The sequence below is a fragment of the Streptomyces ochraceiscleroticus genome, assembly GCF_000720485.1.
Taxonomy (GTDB): Bacteria; Actinomycetota; Actinomycetes; order Streptomycetales; family Streptomycetaceae; genus Streptomyces; species Streptomyces ochraceiscleroticus.
Genome location: NZ_JOAX01000002.1, coordinates 439,238 through 459,437 on the forward strand (window position 1 = coordinate 439,238; position 20,200 = coordinate 459,437).

Annotated in this window: 15 protein-coding genes, 1 tRNA gene and 1 riboswitch; of the genes, 14 read left to right on the forward strand and 2 right to left on the reverse strand. The window is 70.9% G+C overall.

From position 1 onward, the window contains the following. Window positions 1–67 precede the first annotated feature (67 nt). The 11 genes from IG84_RS0104150 to IG84_RS0104200 all read left to right on the forward strand — a co-directional run bounded on the left by IG84_RS0104150 (window position 68) and on the right by IG84_RS0104200 (window position 12,689). Complete coding sequence (locus tag IG84_RS0104150; RefSeq protein WP_031051466.1) at window positions 68–697, forward strand: SurA N-terminal domain-containing protein; 630 nt, start codon at window positions 68–70, stop codon at window positions 695–697. Between the two features lie 103 nt (window positions 698–800). After that, window positions 801–1,763, forward strand: a complete 963-nt coding sequence (locus IG84_RS0104155) for a nucleoside triphosphate pyrophosphohydrolase (RefSeq protein ID WP_031051468.1) — start codon at window positions 801–803, stop codon at window positions 1,761–1,763. Between the two features lie 204 nt (window positions 1,764–1,967). Then, window positions 1,968–3,317 (forward strand): cytochrome P450 family protein, encoded by a 1,350-nt coding sequence (locus IG84_RS0104160; protein WP_078648592.1) that lies wholly within the window; start codon window positions 1,968–1,970, stop codon window positions 3,315–3,317. Between the two features lie 274 nt (window positions 3,318–3,591). Further along, window positions 3,592–4,524 carry a transglycosylase family protein gene (locus tag IG84_RS0104165; RefSeq protein WP_342668394.1) on the forward strand — a complete coding sequence of 311 codons (933 nt, stop codon included), beginning with the start codon at window positions 3,592–3,594 and terminating at the stop codon, window positions 4,522–4,524. A gap of 275 nt (window positions 4,525–4,799) precedes the next feature. Then, window positions 4,800–4,969: riboswitch (cyclic di-AMP (ydaO/yuaA leader) on the forward strand. 3 nt (window positions 4,970–4,972) lie between these two features. After that, window positions 4,973–5,644 carry a LysM peptidoglycan-binding domain-containing protein gene (locus IG84_RS0104170; protein WP_031051473.1) on the forward strand — a complete coding sequence of 224 codons (672 nt, stop codon included), beginning with the start codon at window positions 4,973–4,975 and terminating at the stop codon, window positions 5,642–5,644. Between the two features lie 295 nt (window positions 5,645–5,939). After that, on the forward strand, window positions 5,940–7,220 hold the full coding sequence (eno, locus tag IG84_RS0104175) for a phosphopyruvate hydratase (RefSeq protein WP_031051474.1): 1,281 nt from the start codon (window positions 5,940–5,942) through the stop codon (window positions 7,218–7,220). 117 nt (window positions 7,221–7,337) lie between these two features. Next, complete coding sequence (locus IG84_RS0104180) at window positions 7,338–7,727, forward strand: FtsB family cell division protein (RefSeq protein ID WP_342668395.1); 390 nt, start codon at window positions 7,338–7,340, stop codon at window positions 7,725–7,727. Between the two features lie 43 nt (window positions 7,728–7,770). Next, window positions 7,771–8,316 carry a DUF501 domain-containing protein gene (locus tag IG84_RS0104185; protein ID WP_031051477.1) on the forward strand — a complete coding sequence of 182 codons (546 nt, stop codon included), beginning with the start codon at window positions 7,771–7,773 and terminating at the stop codon, window positions 8,314–8,316. Continuing rightward, the gene (locus IG84_RS0104190) at window positions 8,313–9,302 is read left to right on the forward strand and encodes a Ppx/GppA phosphatase family protein (RefSeq protein ID WP_031051479.1); all 990 of its coding nucleotides are present in this window, start codon (window positions 8,313–8,315) and stop codon (window positions 9,300–9,302) included. The genes IG84_RS0104185 and IG84_RS0104190 overlap by 4 nt, the downstream gene beginning before the upstream one ends. Window positions 9,303–9,724: 422 nt before the next feature. Continuing rightward, window positions 9,725–11,107 (forward strand): NAD(P)/FAD-dependent oxidoreductase, encoded by a 1,383-nt coding sequence (locus IG84_RS0104195; RefSeq protein ID WP_031051482.1) that lies wholly within the window; start codon window positions 9,725–9,727, stop codon window positions 11,105–11,107. A gap of 268 nt (window positions 11,108–11,375) precedes the next feature. Continuing rightward, the gene (locus IG84_RS0104200; protein ID WP_031051484.1) at window positions 11,376–12,689 is read left to right on the forward strand and encodes an SAM-dependent methyltransferase; all 1,314 of its coding nucleotides are present in this window, start codon (window positions 11,376–11,378) and stop codon (window positions 12,687–12,689) included. Between the two features lie 74 nt (window positions 12,690–12,763). On the opposite strand, the gene IG84_RS0104205 is transcribed toward IG84_RS0104200, so the two are convergent. Then, a complete protein-coding gene (locus tag IG84_RS0104205) occupies window positions 12,764–15,295 on the reverse strand; it encodes an ABC transporter permease (protein ID WP_031051486.1) in 2,532 nt (843 codons plus the stop codon). Between the two features lie 57 nt (window positions 15,296–15,352). After that, window positions 15,353–16,165, reverse strand: a complete 813-nt coding sequence (locus tag IG84_RS0104210; protein ID WP_031051488.1) for an ABC transporter ATP-binding protein — start codon at window positions 16,163–16,165, stop codon at window positions 15,353–15,355. 427 nt (window positions 16,166–16,592) lie between these two features. Here IG84_RS0104210 and IG84_RS0104215 point away from each other — a divergent pair. From IG84_RS0104215 to IG84_RS0104225, 3 genes are all read left to right on the forward strand, one after another. Next, window positions 16,593–16,674, forward strand: a tRNA-Leu gene (locus IG84_RS0104215). A 205-nt stretch (window positions 16,675–16,879) separates the two neighbouring features. Next, window positions 16,880–17,452, forward strand: a complete 573-nt coding sequence (locus tag IG84_RS0104220; RefSeq protein ID WP_031051490.1) for a MarR family winged helix-turn-helix transcriptional regulator — start codon at window positions 16,880–16,882, stop codon at window positions 17,450–17,452. Next, window positions 17,449–20,037 (forward strand): MFS transporter, encoded by a 2,589-nt coding sequence (locus IG84_RS0104225; RefSeq protein WP_031051492.1) that lies wholly within the window; start codon window positions 17,449–17,451, stop codon window positions 20,035–20,037. The genes IG84_RS0104220 and IG84_RS0104225 overlap by 4 nt, the downstream gene beginning before the upstream one ends. The last annotated feature ends 163 nt before the right edge of the window (window positions 20,038–20,200 follow it).

Sequence of the window (20,200 nt, forward strand, 5' to 3'; positions counted from 1 at the left end):
ACTGATACGCCCGCGAGGTGCTGTGGAAGGCCCCCGCTGTCGTTCATGATCTTCGCCGGGAGGCCGAATGCTCCGCCGTAGGACTGCGCTCTCCGTTTCCGCCGCCGTGATCGTGGCGGCCCCGCTCCTGTCCGCCTGCGGCAGTGACGCGCACCCAGGTGCCGCGGCCGTCGTGGGAGGCGAGCGGATCACCGTGGCGCAGCTCCAGGCGCGGGTGAAGAACGTCCGTACCGCCCAGGAAGGCGCCCCGCAGGGCGCGCAGCTCATCGAGAACACCGGCCGGCTCAGCCTGGCCACGCTCAACAGCATGATCTTCGACCGCGTACTGGCGTGCAGCGCGAAGGACGCCGGCGTCGAGGCCAGCCGTTCCGACGTGCAGAAGTGGCGGTCCGCTGCGGAGCGGCGGGCCGGTGGCGCCGACCGGCTGAAGGCGATGTGGCTGCAGCAGGCCATCGCGCCGGGCGAGATCGACGGCGTGGTGCGCAACCAGATCCTGATGGACGGGATCGCGAAGAAGCTGGGTGTGAACCGCCAGTCGCCGCAGGGGCAGCAGCAGCTTGCCCAGGCGCTGGCCAAGACCTCGCGCGACCTCGGGATCGATGTGAACCCGCGCTTCGGCAAGTGGGACGACCGCCAGGTCATGCTCGGCGAGGCGAAGACCCCGTGGGTGCGGACGGAGCAGAAGCAGCAGGTGTGACGCCGGGGCGGCAGGCAGGCGGGGCCCGCCCCGGACGGGGCGCCGTCCGGCGTGGGCCTGGCCTGCCGCCCGGCAAGCCACCCCCGTGCGTTACGTTCGACGGGTGAACGCTTCCGCCACCGGCCGCCTGGTCCTGCTCACCACCAGCCACCGGGTCGCACCCGGCCTGCTGTCCTGGCCCGCGTGGCAGACGCTGCGCGGCGCCGACCGTGTGCTGTGCACCGACCCGGACCACCCGCAGTTGCCGTACCTCGCCGAGGCGGGCATCGCCGTCGAGATCGCGGAGCCCACCGCCCGTGAGCTGGTCGACCACTGCGTGACCGGCGGCCGTACGGCGGTCGTACTGACCTCCGCCGACGGCGAGAGCGCGCTGACCGACGGGCTCGCCCGGCTCGCCGGGTCGGGCCGGGAGGCGATGCCCGACCTGGAGCTGCTGCCCGGTTCGTACGATCTGCCGGGTGCCCGGCTGCTGGACCTCGTACAGGTCATGGACCAGATCCGCGTCGCCTGTCCGTGGAGCGGCATCCGGACGCACGAGGACCTGGCGAAGTACGGCCTGGAGGAGGCGTACGAGCTGGTCGAGGCGATCGAGGAGGGGGACCGGGAGGCGCTCGCCGAGGAGCTGGGCGACGTACTGCTCCAGGTCGTCTTCCACTCCCGGATCGCCCAGGACGACCCCGACGAGCCGTTCTCCATCGACGACGTCGCGGGTGTCATCGTCGACAAGCTGATTCATCGCCATCCGCATGTCTTCGGTGACGAGGAGGCGGCGACGCCGGAGGACGTCAGGGCGCACTGGCTGCGGACCAAGGCCGTCGAGAAGCAGCGCGAGTCGGTGACGGAGGGCGTACCGCTGGGGCAGCCGGCCCTGGCGCTGGCCGCGAAGCTGGCCTCCCGGGCCCGTACGGCCGGCCTCGACGTGCCGGTCGCGGGCGAGGGCATCGGCTACGAGCTGCTGGCGCTGGCGGTGCGGGCCCAGGCGGAGGGCACCGACCCGGAGACGGCGCTGCGGGCTGCGGCGCGGACGTACCGGGACGCGATTGTGGCGGCGGAGCGGGCGGGGTAGCTGTTTCCTGGCTGGGCCCCTCGTCCAGCAGTTTCCTGGCAGGGCCCCTCCCTCTCCCCATCCACCGGGAGTCCGGGTGGCCCCAAAAACACCCCCAGAGCCAACGATGAAAGCCCCTCCCCCACCTCCACCGCACTACCCAAGACGCTACAGTCCGCCACTGACAGTCACCGGGGCCTGTGGACAACCGGATACGGTCGAGGGGTGTACGAACAGACCCCCGCCGCCCCCGTTCCCGCCTGCCCCGAACTCTTCACCTGGGAGTTCGCCGCCGACCCCTATCCCGCGTACGCGTGGCTGCGGGAGCACGCGCCGGTGCGCAGGACGGAGCTGCCCAGCGGGGTCGAGGCGTGGCTGGTCACCCGGTACGCGGACGCGCGCGAGGCGCTGGCCGACCCCCGGCTGTCGAAGAACCCGCAGCACCACAGCGAGGCCGCGCACGGCAAGGGCAAGGTCGGCATCCCCGGCGAACGCAGCGCCAACCTGATGACGCACCTCCTCAACATCGACCCGCCGGACCACACCCGGCTGCGCCGCCTCGTCTCCAAGGCGTTCACGCCGCGTACGGTGGCGCGCTTCGCGCCGCGCGTACAGGAGCTGACCGACCAGCTCATCGACGGCTTCGCCGAACGCGGCGAGGCGGACCTCATCCACGAGTTCGCCTTCCCGCTCCCCATCTACGCGATCTGCGACCTGCTGGGCGTGCCCCGCGAGGACCAGGACGACTTCCGGGACTGGGCCGGGATGATGATCCGGCACGGGGGAGGGCCGCGCGGCGGGGTCGCCCGGTCCGTGAAGAAGATGCGCGCATATCTGGCCGATCTGATCCACCGCAAGCGCGAGTCGCTGGCGGCCGAGGAGACCGAGGGCGAGGATCTGATCTCGGCCCTTATCCGGGCCTCCGACCACGGCGAGCACCTCACCGAGAACGAGGCCGCGGCGATGGCCTTCATCCTTCTGTTCGCCGGGTTCGAAACGACCGTCAATCTCATCGGTAACGGCACCTATGCGCTGCTGCGCAACCCGGAGCAGCGGGCGCGGCTGCAGGCCGCGCTGGCCGCGGGCGACGAGGAGCTGCTCGCGACCGGCATCGAGGAACTGCTGCGCTACGACGGGCCGGTGGAGCTGGCGACCTGGCGGTTCGCGACGCAGGAGCTGACGATCGGCGGGCAGCGGATCGCCGCGGGCGACCCGGTACTGGTGGTACTGGCGGCCGCCGACCGGGACCCGGAGCGGTTCGACGCGCCGGACACCCTGGACCTCGGACGCCGCGACAACCAGCACCTCGGGTACGGGCACGGCATCCACTACTGCCTGGGCGCGCCGCTCGCCCGCCTCGAAGGCCGTACGGCGCTGGCGACCCTGCTGACCCGGCTGCCCGACCTCCGGCTCGCCGCCGACCCCGATGACCTGCGGTGGCGCGGCGGCCTCATCATGCGCGGGCTGCGGGCGCTGCCGGTGGGATTCACGCCGGAGAGCGCGCGGGAGGCATCGCGGGAGACGCCGTCCGGAGCTCCGGACGCCGCGCAGTCCGGCGCGCCAAAAGGCGCATAGCGGAACGTCTCGGGCGGTGCGCGCGCCGCTCCCCGACGGCCCGTCAGAAAGGGCATTCGCGTACGTACCGGAATGCGCCAAGGGCGCCGGGGTCGAGAAGAACTGACCCGGCGTCAGCAGCGTGATCTTCGCGTGATCTCCGCTACACCGGGTTGAGACCGGAGCGGGCCCCCGCTACCTTGCGTGCGACAACTCAAGCCGCCGCTCGAAAGGCACTCGCATGCGCTCCGGCAACGGTAGACACCGCCGACCCCGTCAGGCTCCCGCCCTTCTGGTGGCGGCCTCCGTCACGGGGGCCGGACTGGCGCTGCCGCTGCTCACGGCGGGTGGTGCCCAGGCCGCCGACACCGCCACCTGGGACCGCGTCGCGCTGTGCGAGAGCGGCGGCATCTGGAGCGCCAACTCCGGCAACGGCTTCTACGGCGGGCTGCAGCTCACCCTGGAGATGTGGAAGGACTACGGTGGCGAGTCCTACGCCGAGCGCCCGGACCTGGCCAGTCGCTCCCAGCAGATCGCGGTCGCCGAGTCGATCCTGAACGACCGCGGCCCGGACGCCTGGCCGAGCTGCTCGGTGAACGCCGGGCTCGACCTGGACGGGCTGATACCGGACGTGGATCCGGGCAGCACGGAGACGCCCGCACCGGAGCCGTCCGACGGCGACTCGGGCGGCGTGGACCTCGACGACCCCCAGCCGTCCGACGGCGCCACGGACGGCACCACCGACGAGCCGTCGGCCACGCCCTCCGGTGACGCCGACTCCGGCGATGCACAGCCCTCCGAAGAGCCCTCCGAGAGCCCGTCCGGGGACTCCTCCGAGCAGCCCACCGCCGATCCCTCGGACCCCTCAAGGCAGCCCTCGGACAGCGCGGAGCCCTCCGAGGGCGCCACCGAGCCGCCCGCGTCGTCCGACGGCGGCGCCTCCGCGCCCGGTACCGGCCGGCACCGCGGCGGTGCCGACGACGGCAAGGGTGACGGCAAGGACGGGCGCCCCGAGGGGCGGCACGCCTCGCGCGGCGGTGACGGTCACCGCGGTACCGGGGAGGGCGACGGCATGTACACGGTGCGGCCGGGCGACAACCTCTCCGCGATCGCGGCGGAGCACGGGCTGGCCGAGGGGTGGGCCGGCCTGTACGACGCCAACGAGGGCGTCATTGGAGCTGATCCGGACCTTATTCAGCCAGGTCAGCGACTCGACCTCGGGCAGTGACCGGGGTCCGCACGGCGTAAGTGCGCGATGGTTGCCCCCATTTGGGGAAAGTGAGACATGGGTCTCGTCCCGAGGGATTCCGTCCGGCCTGTCCGTTCTTTCCATACCGTGTGCCACCTGCGCAAACGGATGTCGCCGACGATCAAAAACCACAAACTGTCCTACGAAAGGGTGGTTTGAACCGCCGAGGGGTGTGTGTTTACGTTCTTCACCGCTCGCACCAAGCGAGCCCGCCGATCATTCGCCGAATCCTGCCGGTGATCGGTCGGACAACCGTCGCGCAAGCGCCGTAGGCAGGAGCGGGGGACCCAAGGTAAGTGCCGTACCGCAGCGGGAACGCAGCGGCCGGCTTGGGGTGAAGCCGGATGTGCGGACAGCGCATCCGGCCGGGCCACTCACAGCCCGAACCCGACAGCTCACCTCGCAGGCGTCGGTGAGGAAGAACAACATGCTCAAGGGCAAGCACCGCCGCCCCTCGAAGGCCGTCCGCGTCGTCACGCTCGCCGGTGTCGCCGGCGCCGCCGTGGCCGTCCCGCTGATGACCGCCGGTTCCGCCAACGCCGCCTCGGTCGCCACCTGGGACAAGGTCGCCCAGTGCGAGTCCGGCGGCAACTGGTCGATCAACACCGGCAACGGCTACTACGGTGGCCTGCAGTTCTCGAACTCCTCCTGGGCCGCCGCCGGCGGTACCAAGTACGCGGCGCGCGCCGACCTGGCCACCAAGGACCAGCAGATCGCCACCGCCGAGAAGCTGCTCGCCATGCAGGGCCCGGGTGCCTGGGGCTGCGCCGGTGCCGGCGGCCTGACCGCCGGCGGCCCGTCCGCGCAGGTCGACACCGGTGGCTCCGGCCAGGTCCAGCAGCAGGCCGCCCCGAAGCAGGAGGCCCCGAAGCAGCAGGCCGCGCCGCAGCAGCAGGCCGCGAAGCCGCAGCCCGTGCAGCCCAAGGCCGACCCGAAGCCGGTGACCGGCCACGGCAACTACACCGTGAAGTCCGGCGACACCCTGGGCAAGATCGCCAAGGCGCACGGCAAGAACTGGAAGGCCGTCTACGAGGCCAACAAGTCGACGGTCGGCGGCAACGCCGACCTGATCTTCCCGGGCCAGAAGCTCAACGTCTGATTGGTCCCCAGGCCGGCGTGAGCGCCGCCTCGTAAGACTGCCCCGCCAGGCGCGAACCCCCGAGCGCGCCCGGCGGGGCTGCCCCTTTTCTGTGGCCATCCGGGCGGCCTTCCGCTCACATGCGTACGGACCGTTTTGTCCCGTACGTCCGCTGCAAAACGCAGACGTTACCTCCCGTATTGCGGGCCTTTGGGTCCTTTTTCGTCTCACAGATGGGGCTAGGGGCAGGCGGAGGGTCCCCGGGCCGTTAGGCTCGTGCTGCAGAACTCCAGATGACACCCATGAAGGAGACAACGTGCCGTCGATCGACGTCGTCGTAGCTCGCGAGATCCTCGATTCGCGAGGCAACCCCACGGTCGAGGTCGAGGTCGGCCTCGACGACGGCAGCACCGGCCGCGCGGCCGTGCCGTCGGGCGCCTCCACCGGCGCCTTCGAGGCCATCGAGCTGCGTGACGGCGACCCGAACCGTTACCTCGGCAAGGGCGTCGAGAAGGCCGTGCTGGCCGTCATCGAGCAGATCGGCCCCGAGCTGGTCGGCTACGACGCCACCGAGCAGCGCCTCATCGACCAGGCGATGTTCGACCTGGACGCCACCGACAACAAGGGCTCCCTGGGCGCCAACGCGATCCTGGGCGTCTCCCTGGCCGTCGCGCACGCCGCGTCCGAGGCCAGCGACCTGCCGCTGTTCCGCTACCTCGGTGGCCCGAACGCGCATGTCCTGCCCGTCCCGATGATGAACATCCTGAACGGCGGCTCGCACGCCGACTCCAACGTGGACATCCAGGAGTTCATGATCGCGCCGATCGGTGCGGAGTCCTTCTCCGAGGCGCTGCGCTGGGGCGCCGAGGTCTACCACACCCTCAAGAAGGTCCTGAAGAGCAAGGGCCTGGCCACCGGCCTGGGCGACGAGGGCGGCTTCGCCCCGAACCTGGGCTCGAACCGTGAGGCCCTCGACCTCATCCTCGAGGCCATCAAGGAGGCCGGCTACACCCCCGGCCAGGACATCGCGCTGGCGCTCGACGTCGCCGCCTCCGAGTTCTACAAGGACGGCGCGTACGAGTTCGAGGGCAAGTCCCGCTCGGCCGCCGAGATGACCGAGTACTACGAGGAGCTCGTCGCCTCGTACCCGCTCGTCTCCATCGAGGACCCGCTCTTCGAGGACGACTGGGCCGGCTGGAACGTCATCACCGAGAAGCTCGGCACCAAGGTGCAGCTCGTGGGCGACGACCTGTTCGTCACCAACCCCGAGCGCCTGGCCCGCGGCATCGAGGAGAACTCCGCCAACGCCCTCCTGGTCAAGGTCAACCAGATCGGTTCGCTGACCGAGACCCTGGACGCCGTCGAGCTGGCCCAGCGCAACGGCTTCAAGTGCATGATGTCGCACCGCTCGGGCGAGACCGAGGACGTCACCATCGCCGACCTGGCCGTCGCCACCAACTGCGGCCAGATCAAGACCGGTGCCCCGGCCCGCTCCGAGCGCGTCGCCAAGTACAACCAGCTGCTGCGCATCGAGGAGATCCTCGACGACGCGGCGGTGTACGCGGGCCGCAGCGCCTTCCCGCGTTTCAAGGGCTGAGTTCCGGCCTACGGGGGCTGATGGTCCCCACCTCCGTACGTCCCCGGCAGCGGTCCCGTACCGTTGCCGGGGACGTACGTACGCCGTCGCGTACAGAGCACTCCAGGGGAGGCCACCGTGTTCCGCCGCAGCCGGCTCACCGGGCGCGCCGCGTTGCTCGTGCTCGTGCTGTGCTCGCTGGTCGTGGCCCTCGCGTATCCGATAAGGGCGTACGTCTCCCAGCGCTCGGACATCGCCGAGCAGCGCCGTGAGGCCGAGACGGCCCGCGAGGCGGTGCAGCGGCTGCGCCAGGAGAAGGCCCGCTGGCAGGACCCCGCCTACGTACGCCAGCAGGCCCGCCGCCACCTGCACTACGTGATGCCGGGCGAGACCGGCTACACCGTCGTGGACGGCACCGGCGCGAGCCGGCCGCGGGCCGGCCACAGTGCCGTGCAGCGCCCCTGGTACGAAGCCATCTGGTCCGGCCTGGACTCCGCCGACGCGCGCCACAGGGCCGTCGGGGGATGATGGGGCGGCCGACCGTTCAACCCTGACGACAAGAGAAGCCTGCATGGACACGCCGCCTCCCCAGACCGAGCCCACCGAGCCCACCGACGCGGACGTCGCGGCGTTCCGGGAGCAGCTCGGCCGCCCGCCGCGCGGCCTGCGCGCCATCGCGCACCGCTGCCCCTGCGGCAACCCCGATGTGGTCGAGACGGCCCCGCGCCTGGAGGACGGCACGCCCTTCCCCACGCTGTACTACCTCACGTGCCCGCGCGCGGCCTCCGCGATCGGCACGCTGGAGGCGAACGGCGTGATGAAGGAGATGACCGACCGGCTGGCCACGGACCCGGAGCTCGCCGCCGCCTACCGCGCGGCGCACGAGGACTACATCCGCCGCCGGGACACCATCGAGGTGCTGCAGGGCTTCCCGAGCGCCGGCGGCATGCCGGACCGGGTCAAGTGCCTGCACGTGCTGGTCGGGCACTCCCTGGCGGCCGGTCCCGGCGTCAATCCGCTGGGGGACGAGGCCATCGCGATGCTGCCGGAGTGGTGGAAGAAGGGGCCGTGCGTGAGCCCGTGCGGCGCCGGCGACGACGAAGGAGACGCCAAGTGACCCGGGTCGCGGCCATCGACTGCGGTACGAACTCCATCCGCCTGCTCGTGGCGGACGCGGACCCGGAGACGGGCGAGCTGAAGGACCTGGACCGCCGGATGAAGATCGTCCGGCTCGGCCAGGGCGTGGACCGTACCGGGCGGCTGGCGCCGGAGGCGCTGGAGCGGACCTTCGCGGCCTGCCGCGAGTACGCCGCGGTGATCGAGGAGCTGGGCGCCGAGAAGGTGCGCTTCGTGGCGACCTCGGCCTCGCGCGACGCGGAGAACCGCGACGACTTCGTGCGCGGCGTGCTGGACATCCTGGGCGTCGAGCCCGAGGTGATCACCGGTGACCAGGAGGCGGAGTTCTCCTTCACGGGCGCGACGAAGGAGCTGACCGGGCGCGACGACCTGGAGAAGCCGTACCTGGTCGTGGACATCGGCGGCGGGTCGACGGAGTTCGTGCTCGGGCGGGCCCACCCGTCGCCCACCACCACCCTTGCCGGAGACGCTTCGCGTCGCACCTCTTATCGGGCGGCGCGCTCCGTCGACGTCGGCTGCGTGCGGATGACCGAGCGGCATCTCGTGCACGACGGCGAGGTCACCGACCCGCCGACCGCCGAGCAGATCGCCGCCATAAAGGCGGACGTCGCGGCGGCGCTGGACGAGGCCGCGGAGACCGTGCCGCTGGGCGAGGCGCACACGCTGGTCGGCCTCGCGGGGTCGGTGACGACGCTCGCCGGGATCGCGCTGCGGCTGGAGGAGTACGACTCGGCCGCGATCCACCACTCGCGGATCCCGCTGGCCAAGGTCCGCGAGATCACCGACCGGCTGCTCACCTCCACGCACGACGAGCGTGCGGCGATTCCGGTGATGCATCCGGGCCGGGTGGACGTGATCGCCGCGGGCGCCCTCGTGCTGCTGTCGATCATGGAGCGTACGGGCGCTCAGGAGGTCGTCGTCTCAGAACACGACATCCTTGACGGGATTGGATGGAGCCTTGCCTGAGAGGGCCGTTGACGGCCTCTGAGAGGTGCTCGGAAGGGGCCTCGGAGCGTGCGAACGACGCGTTCCGGGGCCCCTTCGCGACGTGTCGCCGAGAAAGTTCGTGAAACTCTTCACATGAAAAAAGGGCCCGCTGGGCGAACAAACCGCCCGCCGGGACGCCGTGCGGGGCTCACTTGGGCGCCCGGCCCTGGGAATGTGCACTTTCGGCGGTGTTAAAGAAGCGCTTATGCGGCCAGTGGTCCAGCCTCACAGAAGCGTGCAATCCCTGATGAGAAGGGGTGCCCAACGCTCGGCGGTACACCGTGGTTCCCCTGTGGCGCTATGGCGTCGATCACGAAGGCGCGGAGTGTAGCAGACCCCTCTTCCATGCTTGTGAAGGCCCTCACGAGCGACCCCCCAAGTGGGGGTGGATACTCGATGACATGAGCACCACGGAGCGTCCCAGGATCCTCGTTGTAGGCGGTGGGTACGTAGGCCTGTACGCGGCACGCCGCATCCTCAAGAAGATGCGGTACGGCGAGGCGACCGTCACGGTCGTCGACCCGCGCTCGTACATGACGTACCAGCCCTTCCTCCCCGAAGCTGCGGCCGGCAGCATCTCTCCGCGCCACGTCGTGGTTCCGCTGCGGCGTGTGCTTCCCAAGGCGGAGGTCCTCACCGGCCGCGTCACGACCATCGACCAGGACCGCAAGGTCGCCACCGTCGCGCCGCTCGTCGGCGAGGCGTACGAGCTGCCCTTCGACTACCTGGTCATCGCGATGGGCGCGGTCTCGCGCACCTTCCCGATCCCCGGCCTGGCCGAGAACGGCATCGGCATGAAGGGCGTCGAGGAGGCCATCGGCCTGCGCAACCACGTCCTCGAGCAGCTCGACAAGGCCGACTCCACGACGGACGAGGAGGTCCGCCGCAAGGCGCTGACCTTCGTCTTCGTCGGCGGCGGCTTCGCCGGCGCGGAGACCGTCGGTGAGGTCGAGGACATGGCCCGCGACGCCGCGAAGTACTACACGAACGTGAAGCGCGAGGACATGCGCTTCCTCCTGGTCGACGTCGCCGACAAGATCCTCCCCGAGGTCGGCCCGAAGCTCGGCGCCTACGGCAAGGAGCACCTCGAGGGCCGCGGCGTCGAGGTCTACCTCAAGACCGGCATGGACTCCTGCGTGGACGGCCACGTGGTCCTGAACAACGGCCTCGAGGTCGACGCCAACACCATCGTGTGGACCGCGGGCGTCAAGCCGAACCCGGCGCTGTCCCGCTTCGGTCTGCCGCTGGGCCCGCGCGGCCACGTCGACACCGCCGCCACCCTCCAGGTGCAGGGCACCGACTACATCTGGGCCGCGGGCGACAACGCCCAGGTGCCGGACCTCGTCGGCCGCAAGGCCGGTAACGAGAACGCCTGGTGCCCGCCGAACGCCCAGCACGCGCTGCGCCAGGCGAAGATCCTCGGCGACAACGTGGTCTCCGGCATGCGGGGCTTCCCGCAGAAGGAGTACAGCCACGCCAACAAGGGCGCGGTCGCGGGCCTCGGTCTGCACAAGGGCGTCGCGATGATCGTCCTGGGCAAGACCAAGATCAAGCTGAAGGGCCGGCTGGCCTGGTACATGCACCGCGCGTACCACGGCATGGCGATGCCGACCTTCAACCGCAAGATCCGGGTCTTCGCCGACTGGACCCTGGCGATGTTCCTCAAGCGCGAGGTCGTCTCGCTCGGCGCGATGGAGAACCCCCGCGAGGAGTTCTACGAGGCCGCCAAGCCCGCGCCGAAGCCGGCCGCCGCCGAGGACAAGACGGCAGCCAAGGCTTCCTGAACACCGGCTTCCTGACCACGCGTCGGAAAGCCACGCAGTACACACGCCGAAGGGCGCCTGCCATCCGTGGGGCAGGCGCCCTTCGGCGTATCCGTATGCGGTCGGCGGGGCACCTCCGAGAGCCGCTCCTTCGGCGTATTCACAATGGCGCCGGTAACGGGCTTTGCTGTTCCCTTACGAACGAACGGGACTACCGGGACCCCATCAGGCGTTTACGTGGTGGGTGAAACTATCTCGCCCCGACTCGTCAATAACGGAGGTGTGCGACATGGCCGACGCCGCTGGACGGCTCACCAAGCTCGCGGAGGAGGTACTGGGCGTCCCGCTCCCGGTGCGCATCCGGGCCTGGGACCACAGCGAGTCCGGTCCGCCAGGAGCCCCGGCCCTCGTCTTCCGCAGCCGTCGCGCGCTGCGCCACCTGCTCTTCAAGCCCGGCGAACTGGGCCTGGCACGCGCCTGGGTGGCCGGCGACCTCGATGTCGACGGTGACCTCTACGCCGCCCTGGACGGCCTCGCCGAAATGATCTGGGAGCGCGACCCGGAGGACCAGGCCAAGCCGCGGCGCGCCCCCGTGCTGCGCGCCCTGGCCCGCCCCGAGGTCCGCAGCGCGGTCCGCGAACTCCTCTCGCTCGCCGGCGCGCCCCTGCCGCCCCGCCCGCCCGCCGAAGAGGCCCCGAAGTCCCACGGCCCGCTGCACACGCTGCGCCGCGACAAGCAGGCCATCAGCCACCACTACGACGTCGGCAACGACTTCTACGAGCTGGTCCTCGGCCCGTCGATGGTCTACTCCTGCGCCTACTGGGAGAGTCCGGACGCGACGCTGGAAGAGGCCCAGCGCGACAAGCTCGACCTCATCTGCCGCAAGCTGGACCTCAAGGAGGGCGAGCGGCTGCTGGACGTGGGCTGCGGCTGGGGCTCGATGGTGCTGCACGCCGCCGAGCACTACGGTGTGCGCGCGGTCGGGGTCACGCTCTCCGAGGAGCAGGCCGCGTACGCCCGCAAGCGCGTCGCCGACGCCGGGCTCACGGACCGCATAGAGATCCGGGTGCAGGACTACCGCCTGGTCAAGGACGGCCCTTACGACGCGATCTCCTCCATCGGCATGGCCGAGCACGTCGGCCGGGCCCGGTACGCCGAGTACGCCGCCGACCTGCACCACCTGCTCAAGCCGGGCGGCCGGCTGCTCAATCACCAGATCGCGCGGCGCCCGCTCGCCGACGAGGACAGCTACCGCGTCGATGAGTTCATCGACCGCTATGTCTTCCCCGACGGCGAGCTGGCCCCGGTCGGGCAGACCGTCGGGGCGCTGGAGGACGCGGGCTTCGAGGTGCGCGACGTGGAGGCCATCCGCGAGCACTACGCGCTGACGCTGCGCCAGTGGGTGGCCAACCTGGAGCGCCACTGGGACCGCGCCATCCGCCTGACGACGCCGGGCCGGGCGCGGGTCTGGCGGCTGTACATGGCCGCCTCGGCGCTCTCCTTCGAGCGCAACCGCATCGGCGTGAACCAGGTGCTCGCGGTCCGTACGCCGGAGAGCGGGGCCTCCGGTATGCCGCTGCGGGCACGGGAGTGGCGGAGCTGAGCGCCGGGCCGTGAACACGGCGAGAGCCCCGGTCCGGGAGGGACCGGGGCTCTCGCGTACTCGACCGCGTGGGCTCACTCCGCCTTGATCGCGGCCAGCATGTTCAGCCGGGCGGCGCGGCGGGCCGGCCAGAGGGCCGCCAGTACGCCGACCAGTGCGGCGAGCGCCAGGAAGAGCCCCAGCCGGCCCCAGGGGAGCACCATCTCGTACGTGTCGAGGCTGCCCGAGATGAGCTTGCCGCCGGCCCAGCCGAAGAAGACGCCGAGGCCGATGCCGAGCACTCCGCCGAAGAGCGAGATCACCAGGGACTCCAGGCGGACCATCCGCTTGATGCCGCGCCGGTCCAGGCCGATCGCCCGCAGCATGCCGATCTCCTGGGAGCGCTCGAACACCGACATCGCGAGGGTGTTGACCACGCCGAGCACCGCGACGATCACGGCCATGGCGAGCAGCCCGTAGAGCATGTTCAGCATCAAGGTGACCGTCTTGGCGATGCCCTCGGAGATGTCCTGCTTGTCCTGGACCTGGATGGCCGGGTTGTCGCCGAGCGCCTTGATCAGCCCGCTCTGCGCGGCGTCCGAGGTGCCGCCCGCGGTCTTCACCATGACCTGCATGTCGGACGGGTCGCCGATGTGCGGGGTGAGGGTGGCGTTGTCCAGCAGGATGCCGCTGATCAGCTCGTTGCCCTCGTAGATGCCCGCGACGGTGAGCCGCTGCTTGCTGCCGTCCTCGTACGTCACCGGGAAGGTGGTGCCGGCCTTCCAGCCCTTTTCCTTGGCGGTGTCGTCGTCGACCACGACGTCCTTGCCGCCCACGGTGAAGGCGCCGTTCTTCAGGGGGAGGTCGGTGAGGTCGCCGATGGTGCGGCCGTTGACGCCGGTCAGGTACTCGGTCGAGTTCGCGATCCGGGCGGGGGCGTTGCGCAGGCCGCTGACCGCGGTGACGCCGTCGGCCCCGTCGAGCTTCTTCTCGACCTCGGGCGAGAGGGAGCTGCCGTTCGCCATGGAGACCACGTAGTCCGCCTTCAGCGCGGAGGTGGCCATCTTGTCGACCGCCTGCTGCGAGCTGCCCGCGATCACGGTCATGCCGGTGATCAGGGTGAGGCCGATCATCAGCGCTGCGGAGGTGGCGGCGGTGCGGCGCGGATTGCGGACCGCGTTCAGCCGGGCGAGCTTGCCGGAGACCCCGAAGGCGCGCAGCAGCGGGCCCGCGGCCGCGATCAGCGGGCGGGACAGCAGCGGTGTGAGCACGAAGATGCCGATCACCAGCAGCACGGCGCCCAGCCCCAGCGGGAGTTGCGCGGAGTCCATGTCCTGCATGCTCGTGGCGTACAGGACGACGGCGGTGCCCGCGGCGGTGAGCAGGGCGCCGAGGGTGTTCCGCAGCACCAGGGACTTGGTCGTGGCGGTGGCGTGCACGCTGTTCATCGCGGCCACCGGCGGGATCTTGGCGGCCCGGCGGCCGGGCAGCCAGGCGGCGAGCATGGTGACCAGGATGCCGACGGCGAGGGAGGCGGCGACGGTACCCGGCGAGATCACCAGGGGACCGTCGGGCAGGGTCACGCCCGTCGCGCCCATGACGGCCCGCAGCCCGGCGCCGATGCCGACGCCGACGGCCAGGCCGGCCACGGCGGCGATGGTGCCCACGACGAACGCCTCGAAGAGCACCGAGCGGGTGACCTGCTTGCGGGACGCGCCGACGGCGCGCAGCAGGGCCAGCTCCTTGGTGCGCTGGGCGACCAGCATCGTGAAGGTGTTGGCGATGAGGAAGATGCCGACGAAGAGCGCGATGCCGGCGAACATCAGCAGGGTCGTGCGGAAGCTGTCCATCGACGAGGCGATCGTCTCGGCCTGGTCGTCGGCGAGCTGCCGCGCGGTGGCCGTGGACGCCCGGTCCTTCGGCAGCACGTCGTCGAGCTGCGTCTGCAGCGCGTGCTGCGAGACGCCGGCCGCTGCCTCGACGTCGATCCGGTCGTACGCGCCTTCCTTGTGGAAGAGCCGCTGGGCGGTGGGGGTGTCGAAGAGGGTGAGCGAGCCGCCGGCCGCGACGGTGCCGTCGTCGGTGGTGAAGATGCCGCTGATCTTCGGGGTCAGCACCGGGCCGTCGACGGAGACGCGGACGGTGTCGCCGACCTTGTAGCCGGTCCGCTCGGCGGTCTTCGCGTCGATCGCGACCTCGTGCGGGCCGTGCGGGGCGCGGCCGGTCTCGAGCGGGTGGCGGGGGTCGTGGCTGCCCCAGTAGTTGCCGCCCTGGGTGGAGAAGCCGGTGCCGACGAGCTTGCCGTCCTTGCCGGCGAGCGCGGTGAAGCCCTGCAGCGAGCCGATCGCGGAGTCGGCGCCGGGCACCTGCGCGGCCTTCTTCAGCAGGGCCTCGGAGAGCTGGGGCGGCGGTGCGAGACGGTCGCCGCGGTCGGGCTGCGACTCGGGCTCGACGGCGACGTCGACATGGTCGAAGCCCTTGGCGGAGCTGCTCTGCTGGGCCTGGGAGATGGTGTTGGTGAAGACCAGGGTGCCGGACACGAAGGCGACGCCGAGCATGACGGCGAGCACGGTCATCAGCAGCCGGGCCTTGTGCGCGAGGACGTTGCGCACGGCGGTACGGAACATGAGTGGGTCAGTCCTGACGGTGAAGGGTGCGGTGGGGGAGGGGCCCGGGACGGCGGGTCAGCTCGTACGGCCCTTCGCGTCGGAGCCGGGGGTCTGGGGGGAACCCCCGGAAAGACGCAGCATGCGTTCCAGGACCTTGTCGGCGGTCGGGGCCGTCATGTCGTCGACGATCCGGCCGTCGGCCAGGAAGACGACGCGGTCCGCGTAGGCCGCAGCCACCGGGTCGTGAGTGACCATCACCACGGTCTGGCCCAGCTCGCGTACGGAGTTCCGCAGGAAGCCCAGTACCTCGGCGCCGGAGCGCGAGTCGAGGTTGCCGGTGGGCTCGTCCGCGAAGATGATCTCGGGCTTGGAGGCCAGCGCGCGGGCCACCGCGACGCGCTGCTGCTGGCCGCCGGAGAGCTCGCTCGGGCGGTGCTTCAGCCGCTCCGAGAGGCCGACCGTCTCCACGACCCGGTCCACCCACTGCTTGTCGGGCTTACGGCCCGCGATGTCCATCGGCAGGGTGATGTTCTCCAGCGCGCTGAGCGTCGGCAGCAGGTTGAACGCCTGGAAGATGAAGCCGATCTTGTCGCGCCGGAGCTGGGTGAGCTTCTTGTCCTTCAGGCCGGTCAGCTCGGTCTCGCCGATCCGGGCCGAGCCGCGGGAGACCGTGTCCAGCCCCGCCATGCAGTGCATCAGGGTGGACTTGCCGGAGCCGGAGGGGCCCATGATCGCGGTGAACTCGGCCTGCCGGAAATCGACGCTGACGCCGTCCAGGGCGACCACCTGGGTCTCGCCCTGTCCGTAGACCTTGGTGAGATCCGTGGCGCGTGCGGCCACCGCGGTGGCGCGGGTGGCGGTGGGAACGCCGGAGTGGAGGGTGGTCACGGGATGGTGCTCCTGTCGGATGTAGGGGCCGTGTGAACGGTCGGATTCCATCGTCGGGGAGCGGATCGGGCCGGGCGTCAGTCCCTGCGCCGGTCTCTCAGGGGGCCTGCGGTCGGACCCGGGAGGCCCCGGGTCCTCCTTGGGGATGAGGGGGACCCTGATGCGCTGACGCGGTGGCCGGGGAGTGGCATGGTCGCGGTAAGGGGCGCGGCAGGCATCGAGTTTCCGTCAATCCGGCGGCAGTGGCGCCAGTGGCGCGTGAGCGGGGCGGTTCGGCCCTGGGCATGTGCCGAAGGCCAGTACCACGTGCTGATGCACCCTCAGTTGCCAATAAAATAAGACAACCTCGGGCTCACCCGCCGCTGTTCGAGTGGCGCTGCGGGCTAGGCTCGTGGTGCCGTCTTCGTGACGGCGTGGGGGGTTTCGGGCCCGGATGGTGGAATGCAGACACGGCGAGCTTAAACCTCGCTGGCCTTCGGGCCGTGCCGGTTCAAGTCCGGCTCCGGGCACGCTTCCGGCCCCGCCCCCTTTGCGGTTGCACTCTCCGTAGCTCCGCCGGCGCCCCTCGTGAGGCGCGATGCCGCCTGACGGCCCGTCACGGTAAAGGTTTTCCCACCTGTCGCCCGCAAGCCCGAATCGACTTGCTGAATACAAGCAATATCCCGGACACTCTCTTGGTAGCTGCAAGCAACCAATGAACAGGGCAACGCAGACATGACTGGGGGAAGGGCGACGGGTACGGACACCCGCGCCCGGGAGAACGCCGCCGCCATGAGCGGCGCCGCGGCGAAGCTGAACGAGGCGGCCGCCGAGCTGGGCACGCAGATCGTCCGTTTCGGACGGCTGATCACCACGTGGCGGCGGAGCGCCAGGACGGACGGCGGCGCCGCGGACCGGGTACTGCTCGCCAAGCTCGTGAACCACGGGGACCGGCGCGCCACCGACCTGGCCGCCGACGCCTTCCTCGACCTCTCGACCGTGAGCCGCCAGGTGCGCTCGCTGGTCGACCGGGGACTGGTCGAGCGCTATCCGGATCCGGAGGACCGCAGGGGGACGCTGCTGCGCGCGACCGACGCAGGGCACGCGGCCTTCCAGGTGTACCGGCAGCAGCGCGACAGCAAGCTGGCCGCTCTCCTGGAGCGCTGGCCCGAGGAGGACCGGGACCATCTGGTCCGCCTGCTGGGCCGGCTCAACGACGACCTGGAAGAGGCCCGGCACACCCGCATCCCGCCCCATCCCCCGGAAAGCCGGGACACCGCCGTGAAGCAGAAAGACACACCAGCGTGAGTACCACGAAAAGCCCCGAGATAGCGGGGACGGCGCCGACAGCCGGGACGGGGGCCCTCAGTCACCGGCAGATCCTGACCATCCTCAGCGGACTGATGCTGGGCATGTTCCTGGCGGCGCTCGACCAGACCATCGTCAGCACCTCCATCCGGACCATCGCGGATGACCTGCACGGCCTCAGCCAGCAGGCATGGGCGACCACCGCCTACCTGATCACCTCGACGATCGCCACGCCGCTCTACGGCAAGCTGTCCGACCTGCACGGCCGCAAACCGTACTACCTGGCGGCGATCAGCATCTTCGTCGTGGGCTCGGTGCTGTGCACCTTCTCCACCTCGATGACCGAACTGGCCGTCTTCCGGGCGATCCAGGGCCTGGGCGCCGGTGGCCTGATGTCGCTGGCCCTGGCGATCATCGGTGACATCGTCCCGCCGCGCGAGCGCGCCCGGTACCAGGGCTACATGCTCGGTACGTTCGCCACCTCCAGCGTGGCCGGGCCGCTCATCGGCGGCGCGCTGGCCGGCCAGGCCACCCTGCTCGGCATCACCGGCTGGCGCTGGGTCTTCCTGGTCAACGTGCCGGTCGGCATCATCGCGCTGTTCGTGGTCGCCAAGGTCCTGAACATCCCGCACACCCGCCGCGACCGGCGCATCGACTGGTGGGGCGCGCTCACCATCGCCATCGGCGTGGTCCCGCTGCTGCTCGTCGCCGAACAGGGCCGCGAGTGGGGCTGGGGCTCGGCCACGTCCGTCGCCTGTTACGTCATCGGCGCGCTGGGCATCATCGCCTGGATCTTCGTCGAGCGGCGGATCGGCGACGACGCGCTCATCCCGATGCGGCTCTTCCGCAACGGCACCTTCAGCAAGACCAGTCTGCTGTCCGTGTTCATCGGCATGGGCATGTTCGGCGGGATGATGATGATCCCGCAGTACCTGCAGATCGTGAAGGGATCCAGCCCCACCAAGTCGGGCCTGGAGATGCTGCCGCTGATGGCGGGCATGATGATCGCCTCCATCGTCACCGGCCAGATCACCTCCAAGACCGGTAAGTACAAGATCTTCCCGATCATCGGCACGGCCCTGATGGTGGCGGCGCTACTGCTCTTCCACTTCCGGGTCCAGTGGGACACCCCGCTGTGGCAGACCATGGTCTACATGGTCGTCTTCGGCCTCGGCCTGGGCTCCTGCATGCAGACCCTCGTCCTCGCGGTGCAGAACGCGGTGCCGCCGGGCGACATGGGCGTGGCGACCGCCTCGTCCACCTTCTTCCGCCAGATGGGCGCCACCGCCGGTACCGCGATCTTCCTGTCGCTGCTCTTCAGCACCGTCGGGGACAAGATCGGCTCGGCGTTCAAGGAGGCGGCCGGCACCGATCGCTTCCAGGCAGCGCTGCACGACCCGGCAGTGCTGCACGACCCGGCCAGCAAGCCGGTGCTCGACATGCTTCAGCACCCGGCCGCCGGCGGCTCCTCCTCGGTCCTGAGCGACTCCTCGTTCATCCAGAAGCTCGACCCGCGGCTGGCCGAGCCCTTCCAGCGCGGCTTCACCGACTCGATGCACGGCGTGTTCCTGCTGGGCGCGATCATCATCGCGGTGGCGTTCGTGCTGGTGCTCTTCGTCAAGGAGGTGCCGCTGCGGCAGGTCTCCGGCCTCCAGGCGCGCGCCTCCGAGGAGGAGGCCGCGACGGCCGGTACGGCACCGGCCGACGCCACGGCCGCCGCCGCGCCGGTGGACACGGTGAAGGACGCGCCGGCCGCCGCGCCCGGTACGGAGAGCGCGGACTCCGGGACGGACCTCGCGGACCGTGCCGAACCCGTCGCGGGCCCCGGCATCAGCGGGCAGGTGCGCGACGGCCAGGGCCTCCCGCTGGCGGGCGCCGCGGTGACCCTGATCGACATCGGCGGCCGGCAGCTCGGCCACGCCCGTACCGCGCGGGACGGCAGCTACGCCCTCGCGGCGCCGGGGGTCGGGACGTACGTGCTCATCGCGGCCTCCGGTACCCGGCAGCCGCAGGCGGCGACCGTGGTCGTGGGCGACGAGGTCGTCCCGTACGACCTCGCGCTCAAGGGCGCGGCCGGGCTGAGCGGTCAGGTGCGCGACAGCCGGGGCGCGGTCCCGGTGCCGGGCGCGCTGGTCGTGGCCACGGACCTGCGCGGTGACGTGGTGGCCTCGGCCGTGGCCGGCCAGGACGGCGACTTCGTCTTCGGCGACCTGGTCCCCGGCAGCTACACGCTGGCCGTCAGCGCGGCGGGCCACCGTCCCGCCGCCCTCCAGGCCGAGGTCGGCTCCGGCGAGACCAACTGGTACGAGGCGCGGCTCGCGCCCTGTGCCCGGATCTGCGGCACCGTGCGGACCGGGCAGGGCGAACCGCTCGCCGACGCCCGGGTGACCCTGCTGGACCCGGCGGGCAACACGGTGCTCTCCGTCATCACCGGTGAGGACGGCGCGTACGCCTTCACCGACCTCGACGGCGGCCAGTACACGATCATCGCCAGCGGTTACGCACCGGCGGTCGCGTCGCTGCGGCTGGAGGACGGCGGCCGTACCGGCTTCGACATCGACCTGACGCACGACGCCGTGTCCTGAGCCGATGGCCCGTCACACGACGGCCCGGCACGCTCCTCCGGGGGGTGTGCCGGGCCGTTCCGCTGTGGACCGGCAAATGTGCGGGTGTGGTGAGGGGCGTCCCTGCGGTGATTTCCGGCAAGTGGACGGGCGGTAACATAGAGGGCAGTCGTTTTCTTTGCTC